Origin of the sequence: Sphingopyxis sp. J-6, assembly GCF_046603995.1 — a bacterium.
Taxonomy (GTDB): Bacteria; Pseudomonadota; Alphaproteobacteria; order Sphingomonadales; family Sphingomonadaceae; genus Sphingopyxis.
The window spans coordinates 4,329,248-4,345,590 of the sequence record NZ_CP145810.1 but is presented as its reverse complement, the minus strand read 5'-3'; the positions used below and the strand labels follow the sequence as shown (position 1 = coordinate 4,345,590).

15 protein-coding genes are annotated in these 16,343 nt (G+C 66.5%); 1 reads left to right on the top strand and 14 read right to left on the bottom strand.

The window, feature by feature from the left end:
• Window positions 1-6: 6 nt before the first annotated feature.
• From V6U71_RS20685 to V6U71_RS20625, 13 genes are all read right to left on the bottom strand, one after another.
• Complete coding sequence (locus V6U71_RS20685; protein WP_411340165.1) at window positions 7-1,368, bottom strand: ammonium transporter; 1,362 nt, start codon at window positions 1,366-1,368, stop codon at window positions 7-9.
• 17 nt (window positions 1,369-1,385) lie between these two features.
• The gene (locus V6U71_RS20680; RefSeq protein ID WP_054590471.1) at window positions 1,386-1,724 is read right to left on the bottom strand and encodes a P-II family nitrogen regulator; all 339 of its coding nucleotides are present in this window, start codon (window positions 1,722-1,724) and stop codon (window positions 1,386-1,388) included.
• 336 nt (window positions 1,725-2,060) lie between these two features.
• A complete protein-coding gene (locus V6U71_RS20675) occupies window positions 2,061-2,762 on the bottom strand; it encodes an endonuclease/exonuclease/phosphatase family protein (protein WP_411340164.1) in 702 nt (233 codons plus the stop codon).
• Window positions 2,763-2,831: 69 nt separating this feature from the next.
• Window positions 2,832-3,044 carry a DUF2007 domain-containing protein gene (locus tag V6U71_RS20670; protein WP_054589778.1) on the bottom strand — a complete coding sequence of 71 codons (213 nt, stop codon included), beginning with the start codon at window positions 3,042-3,044 and terminating at the stop codon, window positions 2,832-2,834.
• Window positions 3,044-3,607: a pyridoxamine 5'-phosphate oxidase family protein gene (locus V6U71_RS20665; protein WP_411340163.1), complete on the bottom strand. Its 564-nt coding sequence runs from the start codon at window positions 3,605-3,607 to the stop codon at window positions 3,044-3,046. Before V6U71_RS20665 ends, V6U71_RS20670 begins: the two co-directional genes overlap by 1 nt.
• Window positions 3,608-3,641: 34 nt before the next feature.
• Window positions 3,642-4,205 carry a DUF924 family protein gene (locus V6U71_RS20660; protein ID WP_411340162.1) on the bottom strand — a complete coding sequence of 188 codons (564 nt, stop codon included), beginning with the start codon at window positions 4,203-4,205 and terminating at the stop codon, window positions 3,642-3,644.
• Between the two features lie 97 nt (window positions 4,206-4,302).
• Window positions 4,303-4,707 carry a hypothetical protein gene (locus V6U71_RS20655; protein WP_411340161.1) on the bottom strand — a complete coding sequence of 135 codons (405 nt, stop codon included), beginning with the start codon at window positions 4,705-4,707 and terminating at the stop codon, window positions 4,303-4,305.
• 256 nt (window positions 4,708-4,963) lie between these two features.
• The gene (locus V6U71_RS20650; protein WP_411340160.1) at window positions 4,964-6,178 is read right to left on the bottom strand and encodes a hypothetical protein; all 1,215 of its coding nucleotides are present in this window, start codon (window positions 6,176-6,178) and stop codon (window positions 4,964-4,966) included.
• A 71-nt stretch (window positions 6,179-6,249) separates the two neighbouring features.
• Complete coding sequence (locus V6U71_RS20645; RefSeq protein WP_411340159.1) at window positions 6,250-6,621, bottom strand: hypothetical protein; 372 nt, start codon at window positions 6,619-6,621, stop codon at window positions 6,250-6,252.
• Window position 6,622: 1 nt separating this feature from the next.
• Window positions 6,623-8,065 (bottom strand): metalloprotease TldD, encoded by a 1,443-nt coding sequence (gene tldD, locus V6U71_RS20640; RefSeq protein WP_411340158.1) that lies wholly within the window; start codon window positions 8,063-8,065, stop codon window positions 6,623-6,625.
• A 327-nt stretch (window positions 8,066-8,392) separates the two neighbouring features.
• Window positions 8,393-11,209, bottom strand: a complete 2,817-nt coding sequence (locus V6U71_RS20635; RefSeq protein ID WP_411340157.1) for a TonB-dependent receptor — start codon at window positions 11,207-11,209, stop codon at window positions 8,393-8,395.
• 160 nt (window positions 11,210-11,369) lie between these two features.
• Window positions 11,370-12,086, bottom strand: coding sequence for a ligase-associated DNA damage response endonuclease PdeM (gene pdeM / locus V6U71_RS20630; protein WP_411340156.1), 717 nt, complete (start codon window positions 12,084-12,086; stop codon window positions 11,370-11,372).
• Between the two features lie 18 nt (window positions 12,087-12,104).
• On the bottom strand, window positions 12,105-13,163 hold the full coding sequence (locus tag V6U71_RS20625) for a retroviral-like aspartic protease family protein (RefSeq protein WP_411340155.1): 1,059 nt from the start codon (window positions 13,161-13,163) through the stop codon (window positions 12,105-12,107).
• A 324-nt stretch (window positions 13,164-13,487) separates the two neighbouring features.
• Here V6U71_RS20625 and V6U71_RS20620 point away from each other — a divergent pair, with 324 nt between their 5' ends.
• Window positions 13,488-15,311: a cation:proton antiporter gene (locus V6U71_RS20620; RefSeq protein WP_411340154.1), complete on the top strand. Its 1,824-nt coding sequence runs from the start codon at window positions 13,488-13,490 to the stop codon at window positions 15,309-15,311.
• Here the strand turns inward: V6U71_RS20620 and holA are convergent.
• A complete protein-coding gene (holA, locus tag V6U71_RS20615) occupies window positions 15,308-16,339 on the bottom strand; it encodes a DNA polymerase III subunit delta (RefSeq protein WP_411340153.1) in 1,032 nt (343 codons plus the stop codon). The two genes, V6U71_RS20620 and holA, sit on opposite strands and share 4 nt — an antisense overlap.
• Window positions 16,340-16,343 lie beyond the last annotated feature (4 nt).

The window sequence follows — 16,343 nt, the reverse complement described above, 5'->3', positions numbered from 1 at the left end:
GTCTCGTCAGATATTATAGGCCCGCTCGCCATGTTCGCCGAGGTCGAGCCCTTCGCGTTCGACCTCTTCCGAAACCCGGAGGCCGGTGAGCGCCTTGGCGATGTAGACCGCGATCGTCGTGCCGATGACGGCCCAGACGATGGCGACGATAACCGCAATGATCTGGGTTGCGATCTGCGGACCCATGGCGAAATCGTCGCCGCCGGGGCCGCCGAGGCTCGGCGCATAGACGATGCCGGTGCCGATCGCGCCGACGATGCCGCCGATGCCGTGGATGCCGAAGGCGTCGAGCGCGTCGTCATAGCCGAGCTTCGGCTTGAGGACGGTCACCGCATAGAAGCAGATCAGCGAAGCGACGGCGCCAAGGACGATGGCGCCGAACGGCCCCGAATTGCCCGCGGCCGGCGTCACCGCGACGAGGCCCGCAATGATGCCCGAGCAGAAGCCGAGCGCCGAAGGTTTGTGACCGGCGACCTTCTCCGCGATCATCCAGAACAGGCCGGCCGATGCGGTGGCGACGAAGGTGTTGATCATCGCGAGTGCCGCCGAGCCGTTGGCCTCGAGCGCCGAACCGGCGTTGAAGCCGAACCAGCCCACCCACAGCAGGCCGGTGCCGACCATCGTCAGCGTCAGCGAGTGCGGTGCCATGATTTCCTTCTGGTAGCCGATGCGCTTGCCGAGGATCAGCGAGGCGACGAGCGCCGAGACGCCGGCGTTGATGTGCACCACGGTGCCGCCCGCGAAGTCGAGCGCTGCCGGCAATTCAGTGCCGAACATTCCGCCTTCGAAGAGGAAGCCGCCGGCCGCCCACACCATGTGCGCGATCGGGAAATAGACGATCGTCAGCCAGATCAGGCCGAAGACGAGCGCCGCCGAGAATTTCATGCGTTCGACCGTCGCCCCGATGACGAGCGCGAGGGTGATCGCGGCAAAGGTCATCTGGAAGCTAATGAACACATATTCGGGCAGCTTGAAGCCGTCGCTGAACGTGTCGGCAAGGCTGTCGGGCGTCACGCCGGCAAGGAAGAACTTGCCCCAGGCGATGAAGGCATTGCCTTCGGGCCCGAAAGCGAGGCCGTAGCCGTAGCAAACCCAGACGATCATCGCGAGACAGGCGAGCGCGCCGATCTGCGTCATCGTCGAGAGCATGTTCTTGGTGCGCGTCAGGCCGCCGTAAAACAGCGCGAGGCCGGGCAGGATCATTGCCAGCACGAGCACGGTGGACATCATCATCCACGCGGTGTCGCCCTTGTCGACGACGGGTTCGGGCGCCGCGGCGGCGGCTTCCTGCGCCCAGGCGGGCAGCGCGGCGAACAGCGCGAGGCCCGTGGCCCCAGCGCCGGCCGCAATCTTCTTTGCGAACGTCATATTTTCCCCCTTCGTCATTAGAGAGCCGCCTCGCCGGTCTCGCCGGTGCGGATGCGCACCGCCTGACCGACGTCGAGGACGAAGATCTTGCCGTCGCCGATCGAGCCGGTGCCGGCGCTTTGCTGAAGCGTTTCGACCACCCGCGATGCGAGCGCGTCGTCGCAAACGAGTTCGATCTTCACCTTCGGGACCATGTTGGTCGCATATTCGGCGCCGCGGTAAATTTCGGTCTGCCCCTTTTGCCGGCCGAACCCCTTGACCTCGGTCACGGTCATGCCGGCGATACCCAGCCCGGTGAGCGCTTCGCGCACCTCGTCGAGCTTGAACGGTTTGATGATAGCCAGGATCAGCTTCATGATGCCCCCTTCTGCTTGCTGCCAATGTTGCGGTGCAACAGCCGTGCCAAATTGCGCGGGGGCGGGAAGAATTGACATTTTGTGAAGATTTGCGGCGCCGCTGCGATGGAAACGGTCGTCAAATGGGCAGGCTGAGCAACGCTATGCCTATTTTTTGTGCAGCTGGAGCCGGCGGAGGCGGACATTTCGTTCATCGTCACCCCGGACTTGATCCGGGGTCCATGACTTCGGCGCCGCCGTGGATCCCGGATCAAGCCCGGGATGACGAGAGTGGATGGGGCAACGTCCGCTCCCCACCCCATGGCGGTCATGGCATTCGGGTAGTGCCGCTTGCGGCTATCCGCCGGCCTTCGCGAAGCGCGCCCAGATCGGCAGATGGTCCGACGCCCGCGCCGCGAGCGGGCTGCGGTGGACGCCGGCCTCGATGGCTTCGAGATCGGGCGAGGCGAAGATGCGGTCGAGTTTCGCCACCGGACGGCGGCTGTGAAAGCTGTGCCCGGTATCGACCAGCCGGTGCCGGGCACCGAAATCGGTCAGGCAGCCGCCCGACGCGCGCCATTCGTTGCAGTCGCCCATCAGGATCGTCGGCAATTCCTCGCCTTCGGCGACATGGTTCAGGATCGCGCGCGCCTGCTGGCGGCGGCGCAGCCCCGAAATGTCGAGGTGCATGCCGACCACCCGCAATCTGGTATCGCCGAGGCGGATCGTCGCGGCGACGGCGCCGCGCGGTTCGAGCGTCGGCAGGTGGAGTGCATGGCTTTCCTCGACCTCGGCGCCCTTGCGGACGAGCAGCGCATTGCCGTGCCAGCCGATGGCATAGGGGCGGCCGTCGAGCAGGTCGACCGGGACATAATCGCTATGTTCGGCGAACATGTGCGGCGGGATCGCGCTCGCACGCGTGCCGAAACGCCGGTCGGCTTCCTGCAGCGCGACGATGTCGGCGTCGAGTTCGCCGAGCACCGACAGCACGCGCCCCGGATCGCGGCGGCGGTCGAGCCCGATGCCCTTGCGCATATTGTAACTGGCGACCTTGATCATGGGGGAGAGGGGCTGCTTTCCTTGGCTTGTCTTGCGATCAGGACGAACGGGCCGCCGATTCGGTTGCGTTCATCGCGCGTCGAACGCGGCGAGCAACGCCTTCGCCTCGTCCAGATCCTCGTCCAGCACCATCAGTCGCACCGGGATGAGCAGCCCGACGCTTTCGGCGATGTTCATCCCCGCGTCGAAGCACACCGCATGCACCCCGGCGCTTTCGAGGCGGCCGCGCAGCAATTCGGCTTCGGCACCGTTCGGCAGGCGGACCAGCTCGACCAGCGGCATCAGGCGTCGCCGGTGATGAAGCGATCGGTGGGCCGCGTCGGCAACCCGTCGATGCTGCGGTCGCGTTCCTTGAACTTCTCGACCCACAACACCGGGTCGGCCTGCCGGTGATATTTCTGCAGCGTATCGCGTTCGTGGCTGAGTTCCATCATCGGCACGCCCCAGCCGCAGCTCGTCTGGACGCTTGTCACATCGATGACGAAGATCTGGCGGGTGCCGGGGAGCAGGGTGAAATGTGCCGCGACCGCGCCCCAATCGGCATCCTGCGGCAACACCGCGCGCCCGCGGCCATAGATGCGCAGGATCAGCGCACTGCGATCGAAGGCGCAGAACATGATGGTGATCCGCCCGTCCGCGGCGAGATGCGCGTGCGTTTCGTTGCCCGATCCGCCGAAGTCGAGATAGGCGACCTGCGTTTCGGACAGGGTGCGAAAGGTGTCGGCATAGCCCTTGGGCGACAGGTTGATCCGCCCGCCGGCCGCCGCGGTCGCGGTGAAGAAGACCGGCTGCTTCGCGATGAAGGCGATATGCTTGTCGGTCAGCGTCTCGGTGAATTCGGCCATCGTCGGGGCTCCGCAAGGGTTCGCACCGGCTCTATCACCAATTCTTGCCCTCTTCTATCGCAGCTTCCTCGCCGGGGCGCGACGCGCGGCCGAGCGCGGCGTTGCGGTGCGGAAAGCGGCCGAAGCGGTCGATGATATCGAAATGCTGCTGCGCATATTCGAGGAACGAGGGATCGGCGAGCTGCGCCATGAGGCGCAGCGATTCGCGCTGGTCGGCGATATCCTCGCTATGCTCGAAGGGCAGATAGGCGAAGACGCGGCGCTCGTCGGGCCAGTCGCGGTCCCAGCCGCGCTCGACGACGCCGCGCGCGATCGCGACGGCGAGGCTGTCGGTGGCAAAGGCTTCGGCATCGCCGCGATGCAGGTTGCGCGGCACCTGATCGAACAGCAGGATCGCCGCGAGCGCGGTCTCTGGGTCGGTGAGGAAATTCGCGGCGGGCAGCGACCGCAGCGCGTCGCGCCAGTCCTGTACCAGCGCGTCCAGTTCGGCATCGAAACCGGGGCCGCCGCCGAACCAGTCGTCCATGCCGTGCGCGTCGAACCAGAAGGCAAGCAACTGCCGCGCCCAGTCGGCGGGGGGAGAGGTGATATCCATCATCACCTTATCTTGTCATTGCGAGCGTAGCGAAGCAATCCAGTGCGGCTTACACCGCTCTGGATTGCCGCGGGCCTTCGGCCCTCGCAATGACGACGGGTTATTCCGCCTTGGCGCGGCGATAGGGCACGAACTCGCCGAGCGACACGAACCCACTGTACATATGGCTCGTCCGGTCGCGCAGTTCGACTGTGTCGATGCTGCACAGCTGGCTGCCGGTCAGCTTGGTCACCAATATATCGTCGTCGTTCAGCGTCTGGGCACCGCCCTTCGGGCGGTTGACCCACAGGGTGCTACCGACGCGATAGACGATCGCGGTCTTGTCGATGATCTGGCTGCTGCTCACCGAGGAAAGCGGGATGCAATCCTGCGGCGCGCCCGCGATGCGGCCGTCGAGCAATTTCTCGAGCTTCGCTTCGGGGGCGAGCTTGTCTTTCGCGGCGGCGACGCCGGGCACGGCGGCGACGGCAGCCGCGGCAAGGATGGTGGAAATCAGCGGACGCATGATACGACTCCTGTACTTCGTAACTCAGCTCCCCGCGATTTTCTTACGCCTCATCGTGTGAACGGCGCCTGACCGACAAATCTGGGTCGGTTGGCCTTGGGGTGGTGAGCGGACGCCCGCTTCACTCACCTTCGTCATCCCGGACTTGATCCGGAATCCACTGCAGCGCTGAAGTCATGGACCCCGGATCAAGTCCGGGGTGACGAAGGATTGGATGTCGCGTTTCGGCCGAAACCCGCCATTCCCTCTGCGGAGCTCAGCAAGCACCGTCGGGAAGCGGGATGCCGAGCGGGCCCTTGCATTTCTTCTTCTTGGGCTTTTCGGCGGGCGCGCTGTCGTCGCTGCCGCCGCTCGCCGCGCCGCCCATGCCGCCGAAATCGGCGCCGATCAGCAGCATCGTGTGCGAACGGAAGCGCACCTTCGCGGTCCAGTCGATGTTCCACACTGCATTGCCCGCGGGCTTCGGCGGATAGGAGAAATTGGCTTCGGGCCCGAAGGCGTTGAGATTGCCGACCAGCATGTCACCCGACGCCTTCTTGACCTCGGCCGGGATCTGGCAGCTTGTCTGGCTCGGCGGCATCACGATCTTCTTGGTGATCAGGTTGGCGACGGTCGCCGGCGGCAACCAGTCCCACAGCCCGCCGCCGAATTCCTTCGTCGCGCTGCTCGTCCACCACACGACGTCGCCGCCGCTGCCGGCGCGGTCCATGCCGCCAAACGCCCAGGCCGCGTAACCCGTGGCGGGCTGGAGCGCGCCCCAGCGGATCATCACCGACCCGTCGGGCTGGATCGCGGTCGACGCCTGCAGGCCGGGCATATAATCCTGCGCGAGGGTGAAATTGATGTCGGAGCCATAATTGCTCGCGATGCGGTGCGCCCCGAGCAGCGACGATCCCGACGAGGGCTGCTTGCCCTTGCCGTTCGGCCAGTGGGTATAGGAGCGGCTGTTCGCCGCCGACACTTCGCGGATGATCGGCACCGCGGTCGACATCAGCCCCGGCGGCATCTGTCCCGCGGCGACCTTGGCGAAGTCGATGATCACCGGCTGCCCCGGGCCCGCCTTGGCGCCGCAGCCCCAATAGAGGAGCAGGCGGCCCTTCGGCCGTTCGAAATCGCCGGGCAGGTCGGGCGTCCCGCGCTCGGGCGCGATCAGCGGCAACGACTTGCCGACCTTGGCCTGCGGCTGGAAGAAATGGTCGCCCTTCGGCGGCGGCGCGGTCGGCGCGTCGTTCGAACCGAGGCGCAGGTCGAGCGTATAGGCGACCTTGCTCGCCGGATCGCCGCCGAACATCATCCCCATCGCACCGCCGATGCCGCCCTTGCCGCCGCCCATCGCGGCGAACCCCGACATCGTAGCGACGTCCATCTCGTAACGTTCCTTGGGTCCGGTCGATTTTTGCGCCGACCCCGGAACGGCGGCGAGCATCGCGGCAATCGCGGCGACGGAAACGAAACGCAGACTCGAACGCATGATAATCCCCCTCTTGCAGGGGCATGGCCCCGCGGATGATGCGACCCGATTCTTCGGTATGTTTGAACGAGCTATAGACGCGGCGCGGGCGAAGGCCAAGTGAGGCGGATCACAGGCCGCTCGCCCTGTAGTTCGGCGATCTCTGCCATCCGTCCGCGGACGATGCCCCTGCGGACATAGCGGGCACAGCCCGGATCGGTGTCGATTGCGGCCTGGGTCAGCCGACGGAAACCGGCGTGCGAGAGGATAAGGCGATGCGCCTCATCGATTGAAACGCCGAAGACCGACCGGACGATCTTGACCAGTTCGAACCAATTGGCAGGCCGATCCGACAGGTCGTTCCATGGCCTGCGGCTTCGGTACATGTCCTCGATGACATCGAACGCCGGGTCGGCGGCACGCTGGCGATTATAGAAATCGGCAGCAGCGGGCCACTCGCTCACGTCAGGCCGTCCCGCCCACCGTCAGCCCGCTGACCAGCAGCGTCGGCTGCCCGACCCCAGCGGGGACGCTCTGGCCGCCCTTGCCGCAGATGCCGATGCCCTCGTCGATCGCCATGTCGCCCCCGATGCCGGTGACCTTGGTCAGCACGCTCGGCCCGTCGCCGATCAGGGTCGCGCCCTTGATCGAGTCGCCCAGCTTGCCGTTCTCGATCTTGTACGCCTCGGTGCAGGAAAAGACGAACTTGCCCGACACGATATCGACCTGTCCGCCGCCGAAGCTCTTGGCGAAGATGCCGTTCTTCACCCGGCTCAGCAGCTCGGCGGGATCGTCGTTGCCGCCGCGCATGAAGGTGTTGGTCATCCGCGGCATCGGGGCGTGGGCGAAGCTTTCGCGCCGCCCGTTGCCGGTCGGTTCGACGCCCATCAGCCGCGCGTTGAGGCGGTCCTGCATATAGCCCTTGAGGATGCCATCCTCGATCAGCACCGTCTCGCCGGTCGGCGTGCCTTCGTCGTCGATGCTGAGCGAGCCGCGGCGGCCGCCGCCGACCGGGCTTTCCATCGCGCCGTCGTCGACGACCGTCACGCCGGGCGCCGCGACGCGCTCGCCGATGCGGCCCGAAAAGGCGCTGGTGCCCTTGCGGTTGAAATCGCCTTCGAGCCCGTGGCCGACGGCTTCGTGGAGCAGCACGCCCGGCCAGCCGGGGCCGAGCAGGACGGTGAACTCGCCCGCGGGCGCGTCGACGGCGCGCAAGTTGACGAGCGCCTGGCTCAGCGCCTCGTCGATCGCGCGGTTCCACTGTGCTTCCTCGAACAGGTGATCGTACATGTACCGGCCGCCGAGGCCGAAATAGCCGCTCTCGCGACGCCCATTCTCCTCGACCACGATCGAGACGTTGAGGCGGACGAGCGGGCGGATGTCGGTGGCGAGGAAACCGTCGGCGCGGACGATCTCGACCACCGACCAGCTCCCCGCGAGCGCGACCGAGACCTGCACGACGCGCGGATCGCGCGCCCGCGCGGCGGCATCGACCTGCTGGCACAGCGCGACCTTCTTCGCGAAGGGGATGAGGTCGAGCGGGTTCGCCTCGTCATAAAGATGGCGGTTGGTGCGCGGCGGCGGCCCGGCGGGGGCTTGCGTCGCCGGGTCGAGCAAGGCCAGCGTCTCGGCGGCGCGGCGGATCGCCCCCGCGCTGACGTCGCTCGCATGCGCAAAGCCCGTCATCTCGCCCGACACGGCGCGCAGGCCAAAACCGGCGTCGGTCGAATAATCGGCGGTCTTCAGCCGCCCGTCGTCGAAACCGAAGCTCTCGGTGGCGCGATATTGCAGGTAAAGCTCGCCGTCGTCGGCCTTGGCGAGCGCCTCGCGCGCCAGCTTCTGCGCCAGATCGGGGTCGAGCGCGTCGGCGCGGTAGAGAAAGCGGCGGGGGTCGGTCGGGCTTGTCATCACGCCGATATAGGCGCGCGAGCCATCGACGCAAAGGCCCGTTCGCAGCGAGGCGATGGCACGCGCGGGCTGGGGTGTCGGTTTTGGGGTGGATTCCTGACCGCCCTCTATTTCTGTTCGTGTCGAGCGAAGTCGAGACACCCGTCGGCCTTGCGCCCAGCCTGAGGGGCATCTCGACTTCGCTCGATGCGAACGGGTAAGGTTGGACCAAACGGCAGCTTCCGGCCGAAACCGGCCATTCCGATGGGAGCGAACAAAGGGCACCGCCCAAAAAGAAACCGCCCGCTCACCGGAGTGAGCGGGCGGCTCCTGTTTCGTCCTACGCGATCAGAACTTGCCGCGCAGCGTCACGCCATAGGTCCGCGGTTCGGCGAGGAACTGCGAGAAGATCTGGCGGCCGCCCGGATATTGGGGGTCGGCGAAAGCAGCGGTGGTCGACGTCGCGCCTTCCTGGAACGGCGAGTTGAAGGCGACCTGGGCATATTTCTTGTTGAACATATTCTGCGCCCAGAGTTCGACGCCCCATTTCTCGTCGGGACCGCGAAGCCCGACGCGGGCGTTGAAGATCGCATAGCCATCCTGCGCCTTCTGCGGGAACAGGTCGGAACCGGTGTTGTAATCGCTGGTCATGCGGCCATCGATATAGACGAGCCCGGTCAGCCCGCTGCCGCCCAGTTCGGGGGTCCAGGTGATGCTGCCGGTAGCGACCAGTTCGGGCGCGTTCGACAGATTGTTGCCCGGCAGCAGGCGCAGCGCCTGATCGAGCGGGGCGCCCGACTTGTTGCCCACCAGATTGCTGCGATATTTGGTGTTCGCATAGGTGAGGCCCGCGGTCATGCGGAAGCTGCGCGCGGGGACCAGCGAGGCTTCGAGTTCGAAACCTTCGGTGCGCACGCCCCAGCTCACGTCGTCGGGGTTGCAGGCGCCGCTCGCCGCCGCGCCGGGGTTGTAGTTCGGCGCGCCGGGGAACTTGCTCTGGTCGCGGTCGCCGCCGTTCAGGTCGGCGGAGCAGCCGTTGACCGTCTGGACGATGAAGACGCTGCCGTTGAACGTGTTGAGCTGGAAATTCTTGAAGTCCGAGCGGAAGAGCGTCAGCCCGACGCCGAACGGACCCGTCGAATATTTCGCACCGACTTCATAGCTGTTCACCAGTTCGGGATCGAACTGGAGATTGCCGACCAGCGCCTGTGCGCCACCGACTGCGGCGAAGCTGGAGCTCGGGTTGGCGCCGAGGATCACCGGGTTTTTCAGCGCCGAGCGATCAAGGTTGAAACCACCCGCCTTGTAGCCGCGCGAGAAGCTGGCGTAGAGCATCAGGTCGTCGACCGGCTTGTACGACAGGATCGCGGTCCCGGTCCATTCATCCTCGCTGCGCTTGTCGTTGATCGACACGCCATCGAGTTCGGAGGTCGAGTTGCCCTGACAGCTCAGGCCCAAAATGCCCGCGGCGGTAGCGGCCAGCGGCGTGCCGAGCAGCGGTTCGAACAGCGCCTGGTTCGCGACGCAGGCGGTGTTGTCGTTGGTGAAGCTCGCGTTGAATTTCTTGCGGTCGTTCGTGTAGCGGACGCCGAACGTGAAATCGAGCTTGTCGGTGATGTGGAAGATATTGTGGGTGAACAGCGCCCAGTTGCGGTCGTTCTGGCGATAGACGTCGTCGATGCTGCCCTTGTCCGAAATCGACGCCAGATTGTTGACGCCGGCAAGGATGAGCCCACCGACCCCCGGGGGAAGCGGCAGCAGGTTGTTGGTCAGCGCGAACTGGCCCGCCGGGCTGATGCAGTTGGCCGAGGTCGGGTCATAGAGCGGCACCAGCGTCGAACCGGTGACAAGGCGGCACGCCGCGAACTTGCCATATTCGCTGCCGAAGCGGAGATTGTCGCGCACCGTCAGCTTTTCGTTGGCGTAGAAACCGCCGACCAGCCAGTCGAGCTTGCCGTCGAACGCTTCGCCCTGCAGGCGCAGTTCCTGCGTGAAGGTGTGGAACTGGCGATAGGCGTCGTCGCTCGGTGCGCGATACAGGATGTCGACCGCGCCATAGTCGAGGTCGCCGGCCTGCCCCGAGCGATATTCGCGGTATCCGGTGATCGAGGTCAGCGTCGCGCCGCCGAGATCCCAATCGATCTGGCCCGAAAAGCCGTAATCCTTGGTCTTGCCGGCGAAGCTGCGGCCGGGGCTGACCGAGATGTTGCGGCTGTAACCCTGGTTGAACGCGCCGGCCGGCTGGCCGAGGTCGATCAGCACCTGGGTGATATTGTTCGTCATGTCATCGGCCGGAACGCCCGGGTTGTTGAGGTTGCCGATATAGGGATTGACGCTGTTGTCGATATAGGTCGCGGCGCAGCATTTCTCGTTGCGATAGGTATAGTCGGCGATCAGCCGGATCGACAGCGCGTCGGTCGGTTCGAACAGCAACTGGCCGCGCAGGAAATAACGATCGCGGTCGTTGACGTCGGTGTTGTTCGTCGTGTCCTTGTAGAAGCCGTCGCGCTTCACCCACACGCCGTCGAGGCGCGCGGCGATCGTGTCGGTGATCGGGCCGGTCACGCTGCCGCCGAGGCGCCAATAGTCGTAATTGCCATAGGTCACTTCGCCCGTGGCGCCGAATTCGAAGCTCGGCTTTTTCGAATAGATGCTGATCAGGCCGGCCGACGAGTTGCGGCCGCCGAGGGTACCCTGCGGGCCGCGCTGGACCTCGACGCGGTCGATCTCGCCGAGTTCGTTGAGCCCGATGCCCGAACGCGAGCGATAGACGCCGTCGATGAAGACGGGGACCGAGCTTTCGAGGCCGGGGTTGTCGCCGACGGTGCCGATGCCGCGGATACGCGCCGAGCCATTGGCTTCGCTGCCGGTCGAGGAGACGAGCAGCGACGGCGCGACCTGGTTCAATTGGCGGATGTCGTTGGCGCCGCTGTTCTGCAGCGTTTCGGCGCTGACCGCCGAAATCGCGACGGGCACGTCGGACAGGAGCTGCGAACGGCCCTGCGCGGTGACGACGATCGGCGCGTCGCCGCTGTCGTCGGTGGCTTCGTCCTGCGGTGCGGCATCCTGCGCGAAGGCGGGGACGGCGGTCGCGGCAATGGCAATCGAAAGCCCGAGCGCGCTGCTACGCAGCAATCGGGCAGCAAGAAGGGAAGATGATTTCATGGTGGGCACTCCTCTCAACATCTAATTATTTTTGTTGGAGGGCGATCTTAACCGAACACCGATGCCGATCCAGCGCAACCCCACGCTTTTGCGTCATTTTTTGACCGGTGATGCTTTTTGGCCACAGGCGGCAGCAGCGCCGGCGTGCGGGTTTTGCGGCTCAGGCGCCGACCGCGATACGGCTTGCCGTAGCGTCATCGCCCGGCCGGCCGCGGCAGGGAAAGGCGAGCAGCCGGCCCTGCGCGACGAGCATCGCGCGGTACCCGCCGGAAAAATTTCCGGCGATGGCGGGGTCTTCGACATCGAGCCCGCCGGTCAGGCTGCCGAAGGCGGGCAGGATCAGCCGCTGCGCATCGCCGGCGAAGCAGGCCCGCGCGACGTTGCGCCCGCGAATCGTCAGCCGCACCTTGGGGTGGAAATGGCCGCTGAGTTCGGGCCGCGTTTCGGCGGGATCGCACTGGTGGCGCAGGACGATGCCGTCGATCGCCAGCTCGTCGGCGACCTCGCCGCCCCACGCGCCGCCCGAAAGCCCGTCGTGATTGCCGGCGATCCATAGGAGCTGCGTCGCCGCCGCCTGGCCGTGCAGCCGCCCGGCGACCGCCGGCACGATCCGGCTTGCCGCGTCGCGGTCGTGAAAGCTGTCGCCGAGGCACCAGATTGCGCGCGCGCTGGTCTCGGCCGCGAGCCGCGCCAGACGGTCGAGCGTGTCGTGGCTGTCATAGGGCGGCAGCGGCTGGCCGTGCGCCGCGTACCAGCTCGCCTTTTCGAGATGCAGGTCGGCGACGATCAGCGCGCCGTGGCGCGGCCAGAACAGCGCGCGATCGGCGAAAGCGACGAACTGGTGGCCGGCAAAATCGAGGACGGGCGGCGGCGGCATGGCGCCGCTATGGCAAGCTCACCGGCTCGCCACAAGCGTCCTCGTCGGGGTGGCCGCGGCAAAGCGCTGCCGCGTTTCGCGGTCGGCCCGGCTCGGCAGGTCGAAGACGACGCGCTTGTTCGGGAAATCGATCTCGACCCGGTCGAACAAGGCCAGGCTGTCCATGCCGAGCAGGAGCGCCGGCCGGTTTTCGATGTTCAGCGCGCGAAACGCCTGCGAATCGGCGAAACTGACCGGCAGGTCGCTCACCTCGGCGCCGTTGATCGTGATCCGCTTGATCGCCGTCCGCATCGCCGGAACCGCCTCGCCCGATACCGCATTGAGCACGGTCGGGAAAAAGGGCACGCGGTTCTGGCGCCGCGCGGCGACCAGCCGCTGGAGCGCAAGATTGCCGACGCTGGTCTGCGCCCCCGTGTCGACGATCACGTCGACGCGCTTGCCGTCGATCCGCGCATCCGACAGGATCAGCCGCCCCGCCATGTTGCGCGCGGTGACGACGATCGCGTCGTCGTCGTGGATGATCGGCTTCGCGCGCGGCCGCGAATCGAGAATCTCCATCGTCTCGGCACGAAAGTCGATCAGCACGCGGCGTTTCTCGAGCATGTCGACCCCGATCAGCCCCGCAGCCCCGATATGCCGCCCGGAGAAGGCCGGCGCCTCGAACGGCGACAGGCTGAGGTCGGTCATCTGCAGCGCCGCGACGCGATAGCTTTGCACGATCGCCGAGCTGCCGATCGTCGCGAGGCGCAGCTTTGCGCCCTCGGCGAGGCCGAGGCGGTCGGCGAGTTCGCGGGCGATCACCGTCCGTTCGGCGCCGGTATCGACGAGGAAGGAAAAGGGCCCCTGTCCGCCGACCATCACCGGCACCGCCATCCGCCGCGTCGCGTCGAGATCGAAAGGCTGGATGAACGGCACGACCTCGCCGGTCGTGGCGGGGTTCGCAACCATGTCGGCAGGGTGCGGCACCGGCGCCGACGCAGACGCCGGCGGGGCAGCGGCGGGCTGGGTCGAACCCAGCAGCAGCGGCGTGGCGAGCAGCAGGGCCCAAAGCGGCGAACGCACGGCAACACGGGTCATGGCGGCATCCTCTGTATTTTGCGCCAATCTACGCCTCCCCGGGGTTTGCGGCAAGCGATTGCGCAGAGGGTGCGAGGGGCCGGTTTCGGACGGAAGCTGCCTTCTCTTTCATCGTCACCCCGGACTTGATCCGGGGTCCCGCTTGACCTCAATGACTGCCGGTGCCCTCAAAAAGCGGGATCCCGGATCAAGTCCGGGATGACGAGAGTGGGTGGAGCAACGCCCGCTCCCCACCCCAATGCCGACATTCTCACTTCCGGTCGCAATCGACATATGCGCCTTCTTTTTTGGAACTTTTTCCGCAGCATGGCATAGGCTGATCGCATGTTCGCGATCGACTCCCTGCTCGTCAAAATCGCCCTGATCGGCGTCATCGGCATCGGCGCCCAATGGGCCGCCTGGCGCACCGGCAAACCCGCGATCGCGCTGATGCTCGTCGCCGGCATCCTCGCCGGGCCGGTGCTCGGCCTGATCGATCCCGAGCACGACTTCGGCGCCTTGCGCGAACCGATCATCAAGCTCGCGGTCGCGGTGATCCTGTTCGAGGGCGGATTGAGCCTCAAGTTCCGCGAGCTGCGCCACGCCGGAATCGCGGTCTTCATGCTCGTTGTCGTCGGCGTGCCCGTCGGCTGGGCGCTCGGGACCGCCGCCGCTTATTATGGCGCGGGGCTGCCGTTCGAGCTCGCGGCGTTGTTCGGCGGCATCATGGTGGTGACGGGGCCAACGGTGATCATCCCGATGCTCCGCTCGCTCAACATCACGCCGCGCGTCAAGCATATGCTGAAATGGGAAGCGATCGTGAACGACCCGATCGGCGCGCTGCTCGCGGTCGGCATCTTCGCCTATATCACCCATGGCGGGGCAGAGGCGAACACCATCGGTATTGCCACCGACGTCGTCGCGGCGAGCCTGCTTGCGGTAATCATCGGCAGCGCCGCGGGCTTCGCGCTGACCTTTGCCTTCCCGCGCGGCTGGGTGCCCGAATATCTGAAGGCCCCGGTGCTGCTGACGACGGTGATCGCGGTTTTCGTGCTGTCCGACCTCATCATGCACGAAACCGGCCTGATCACCGTGACCGTGATGGGCGTCGTGATGGCGAACCGCGAAACCTATTCGAGCCATATGCTGATGCGCTTCAAGGAGGATTTGACCGTCCTCCTCGTCTCGGGCGTCTTCATCATCCTGTCGGCGACGCTCGACTGGAGCGTGGTGCAGAATTTCCAGTTCCGCTTCCTGCTGTTCCTCGTCCTGCTGCTGTTCGTCGTCCGGCCGCTGACGATCATGACCGCGCTCCTGTTCACGCGCATCCCGTTCAAAGAGCGGCTGTTTGTCGCGTGGATCGCGCCGCGCGGCATCGTCGCCGCGGCGGTCACCGGGCTCTTCGCGCTGCGCCTCTCCGACTATGGCGTGCCCGGGGCCGAGGCGCTGGTGCCCTTGTCCTTTGCGGTCGTCATCGCGACGATCTTCGCGCACGGTTTCACCGCCGCACCCTTCGCGCGCTGGCTGGGCCTCGACCGCGGCAAGGGCGACGGCGTGCTGCTCGTCGGCGCCAACAGCTGGACGATCGCCTTCGCCGAATTCATCAAGGGGCAGGATCGCAAGGTCCTCGTCGCCGACCCCAGCCAGCTCGCGCTCCGCCGCGCCCGGCGCGCCGACCTGCCCGTCTATCATGGCGACATATTGGACGAGGTGCGCGAGGATCATCTCGACCTCGGCGAATATCAGCAACTGATCGCGGCGACCGACAACGACGCCTATAACGCGCTGATCTGCAGCGAGCTGGCGGCGGAAATCGGCCACGACCGGGTCAGCCGGACCGTCGGCGCCGTGCGCGCCGGCCATGTCCGGCGCGGGCGCGTCTTCACGCTGGCGGGAACGCCGATCGAGGAACAGCTCGACCGGCTGCAGGCCGGCTGGACGTTCAGCCGCACCCGGATCACCGAGGTGTTCACCTATGCCGATTATGCGCAGCGGATGAAGGCATCGGGCGGCGACAGCCTCGCGGTCGTCAAGCCGTCGGGCGACTTGCTGATCTTCTCGGCCGGGCACCGACCCGGCGTCGAGGCGGGCGATACGCTCTGGACCTTCGTCCCGCCCGACGCGCCGAAACCGCGCAAGGCAACAACCGAAGCCGCCGCAGCGGGCTAGCGAGCGCGCGCCGCCTGATGCGCGATGTCGGTCATCAGCTTGCGGAACAGCACCGCGCCCGCGGTCCCCGAAGCCTTGAGAGAGCGTTCGCAATCGAGCAGCCGGCTCATCAGTCGCGCGACGCGCACCGAGTCCCAGATATGGAGCTGCGCCGTCACCGCGTCGCGTTCCTTCCAGAAGACGCCGCTGCTCTTCGCGGCCACGACGGTCGCGGGATGCGCCCCGGCGTCGACCTCTGCCCTCAGCCGGGCAAGCTGCATCGCGCGGATCGCCAGCGCGCGGATGATGCGGATTTCGGCGACGCCGACCGCCGCGGCGGTCGCCAGCATGACGGGCAGTTCGCGCACCTTGCCGCCGAGCGCGACATTGATGCACTCGCTGACATCCTCTTCGTGCGTCGCGGCACCCAGCGCGGCGATGTCGGCGGCGGTCACCTGCCGCTGCCGGTCGCGCCCCGCGTCGAGATAGAGCGCGATCTTCTCGATCTCGCGCCGCATCAGCGCCTGATCGCCCGACACGAGGTCGACGAGCAATTGCGCTTCCGAATTGGCGATGCGCAGCCCCTGTTCCTCGGCCGCGCCCATCGCGATGCCGACCAGCGCGCGCCGGTCGGGCTGGTAACAGATGGCGGCGACGGCGCTGTCCGACGCCTCGACCAGCTTGACCAGTTTCGACTTGGCGGTGACCGACGCGCCGGTCGCGACCACCGGATTGATCGCATTGTCGGCGGCGAGCAAAGCCTCGACCGCCGCGACGCTGTCGTCGCCGCTGCCCGCGATTTCGAGCCGGATCACCCGTGCGGGCGAAAACAAAGACATCGACGCGGCCTCGGCGGCGAGCAGCGACGGGTCCTGCGAAAGCTGGGTGCCGCTGAGGTCGAGCCGTTCGGCATCCTTGCCCGCGAGACCGATCAGATGGCCCGCGACCGCCGCCATCGTCGCCTCGTCGGGACCGGTCAGCAGCGTGAAGCGCACCGCGGGATCGAGGCGCGAAAGGCGTTCGAGTTCGGCGGGTTTGACGGTTTTCATCGCC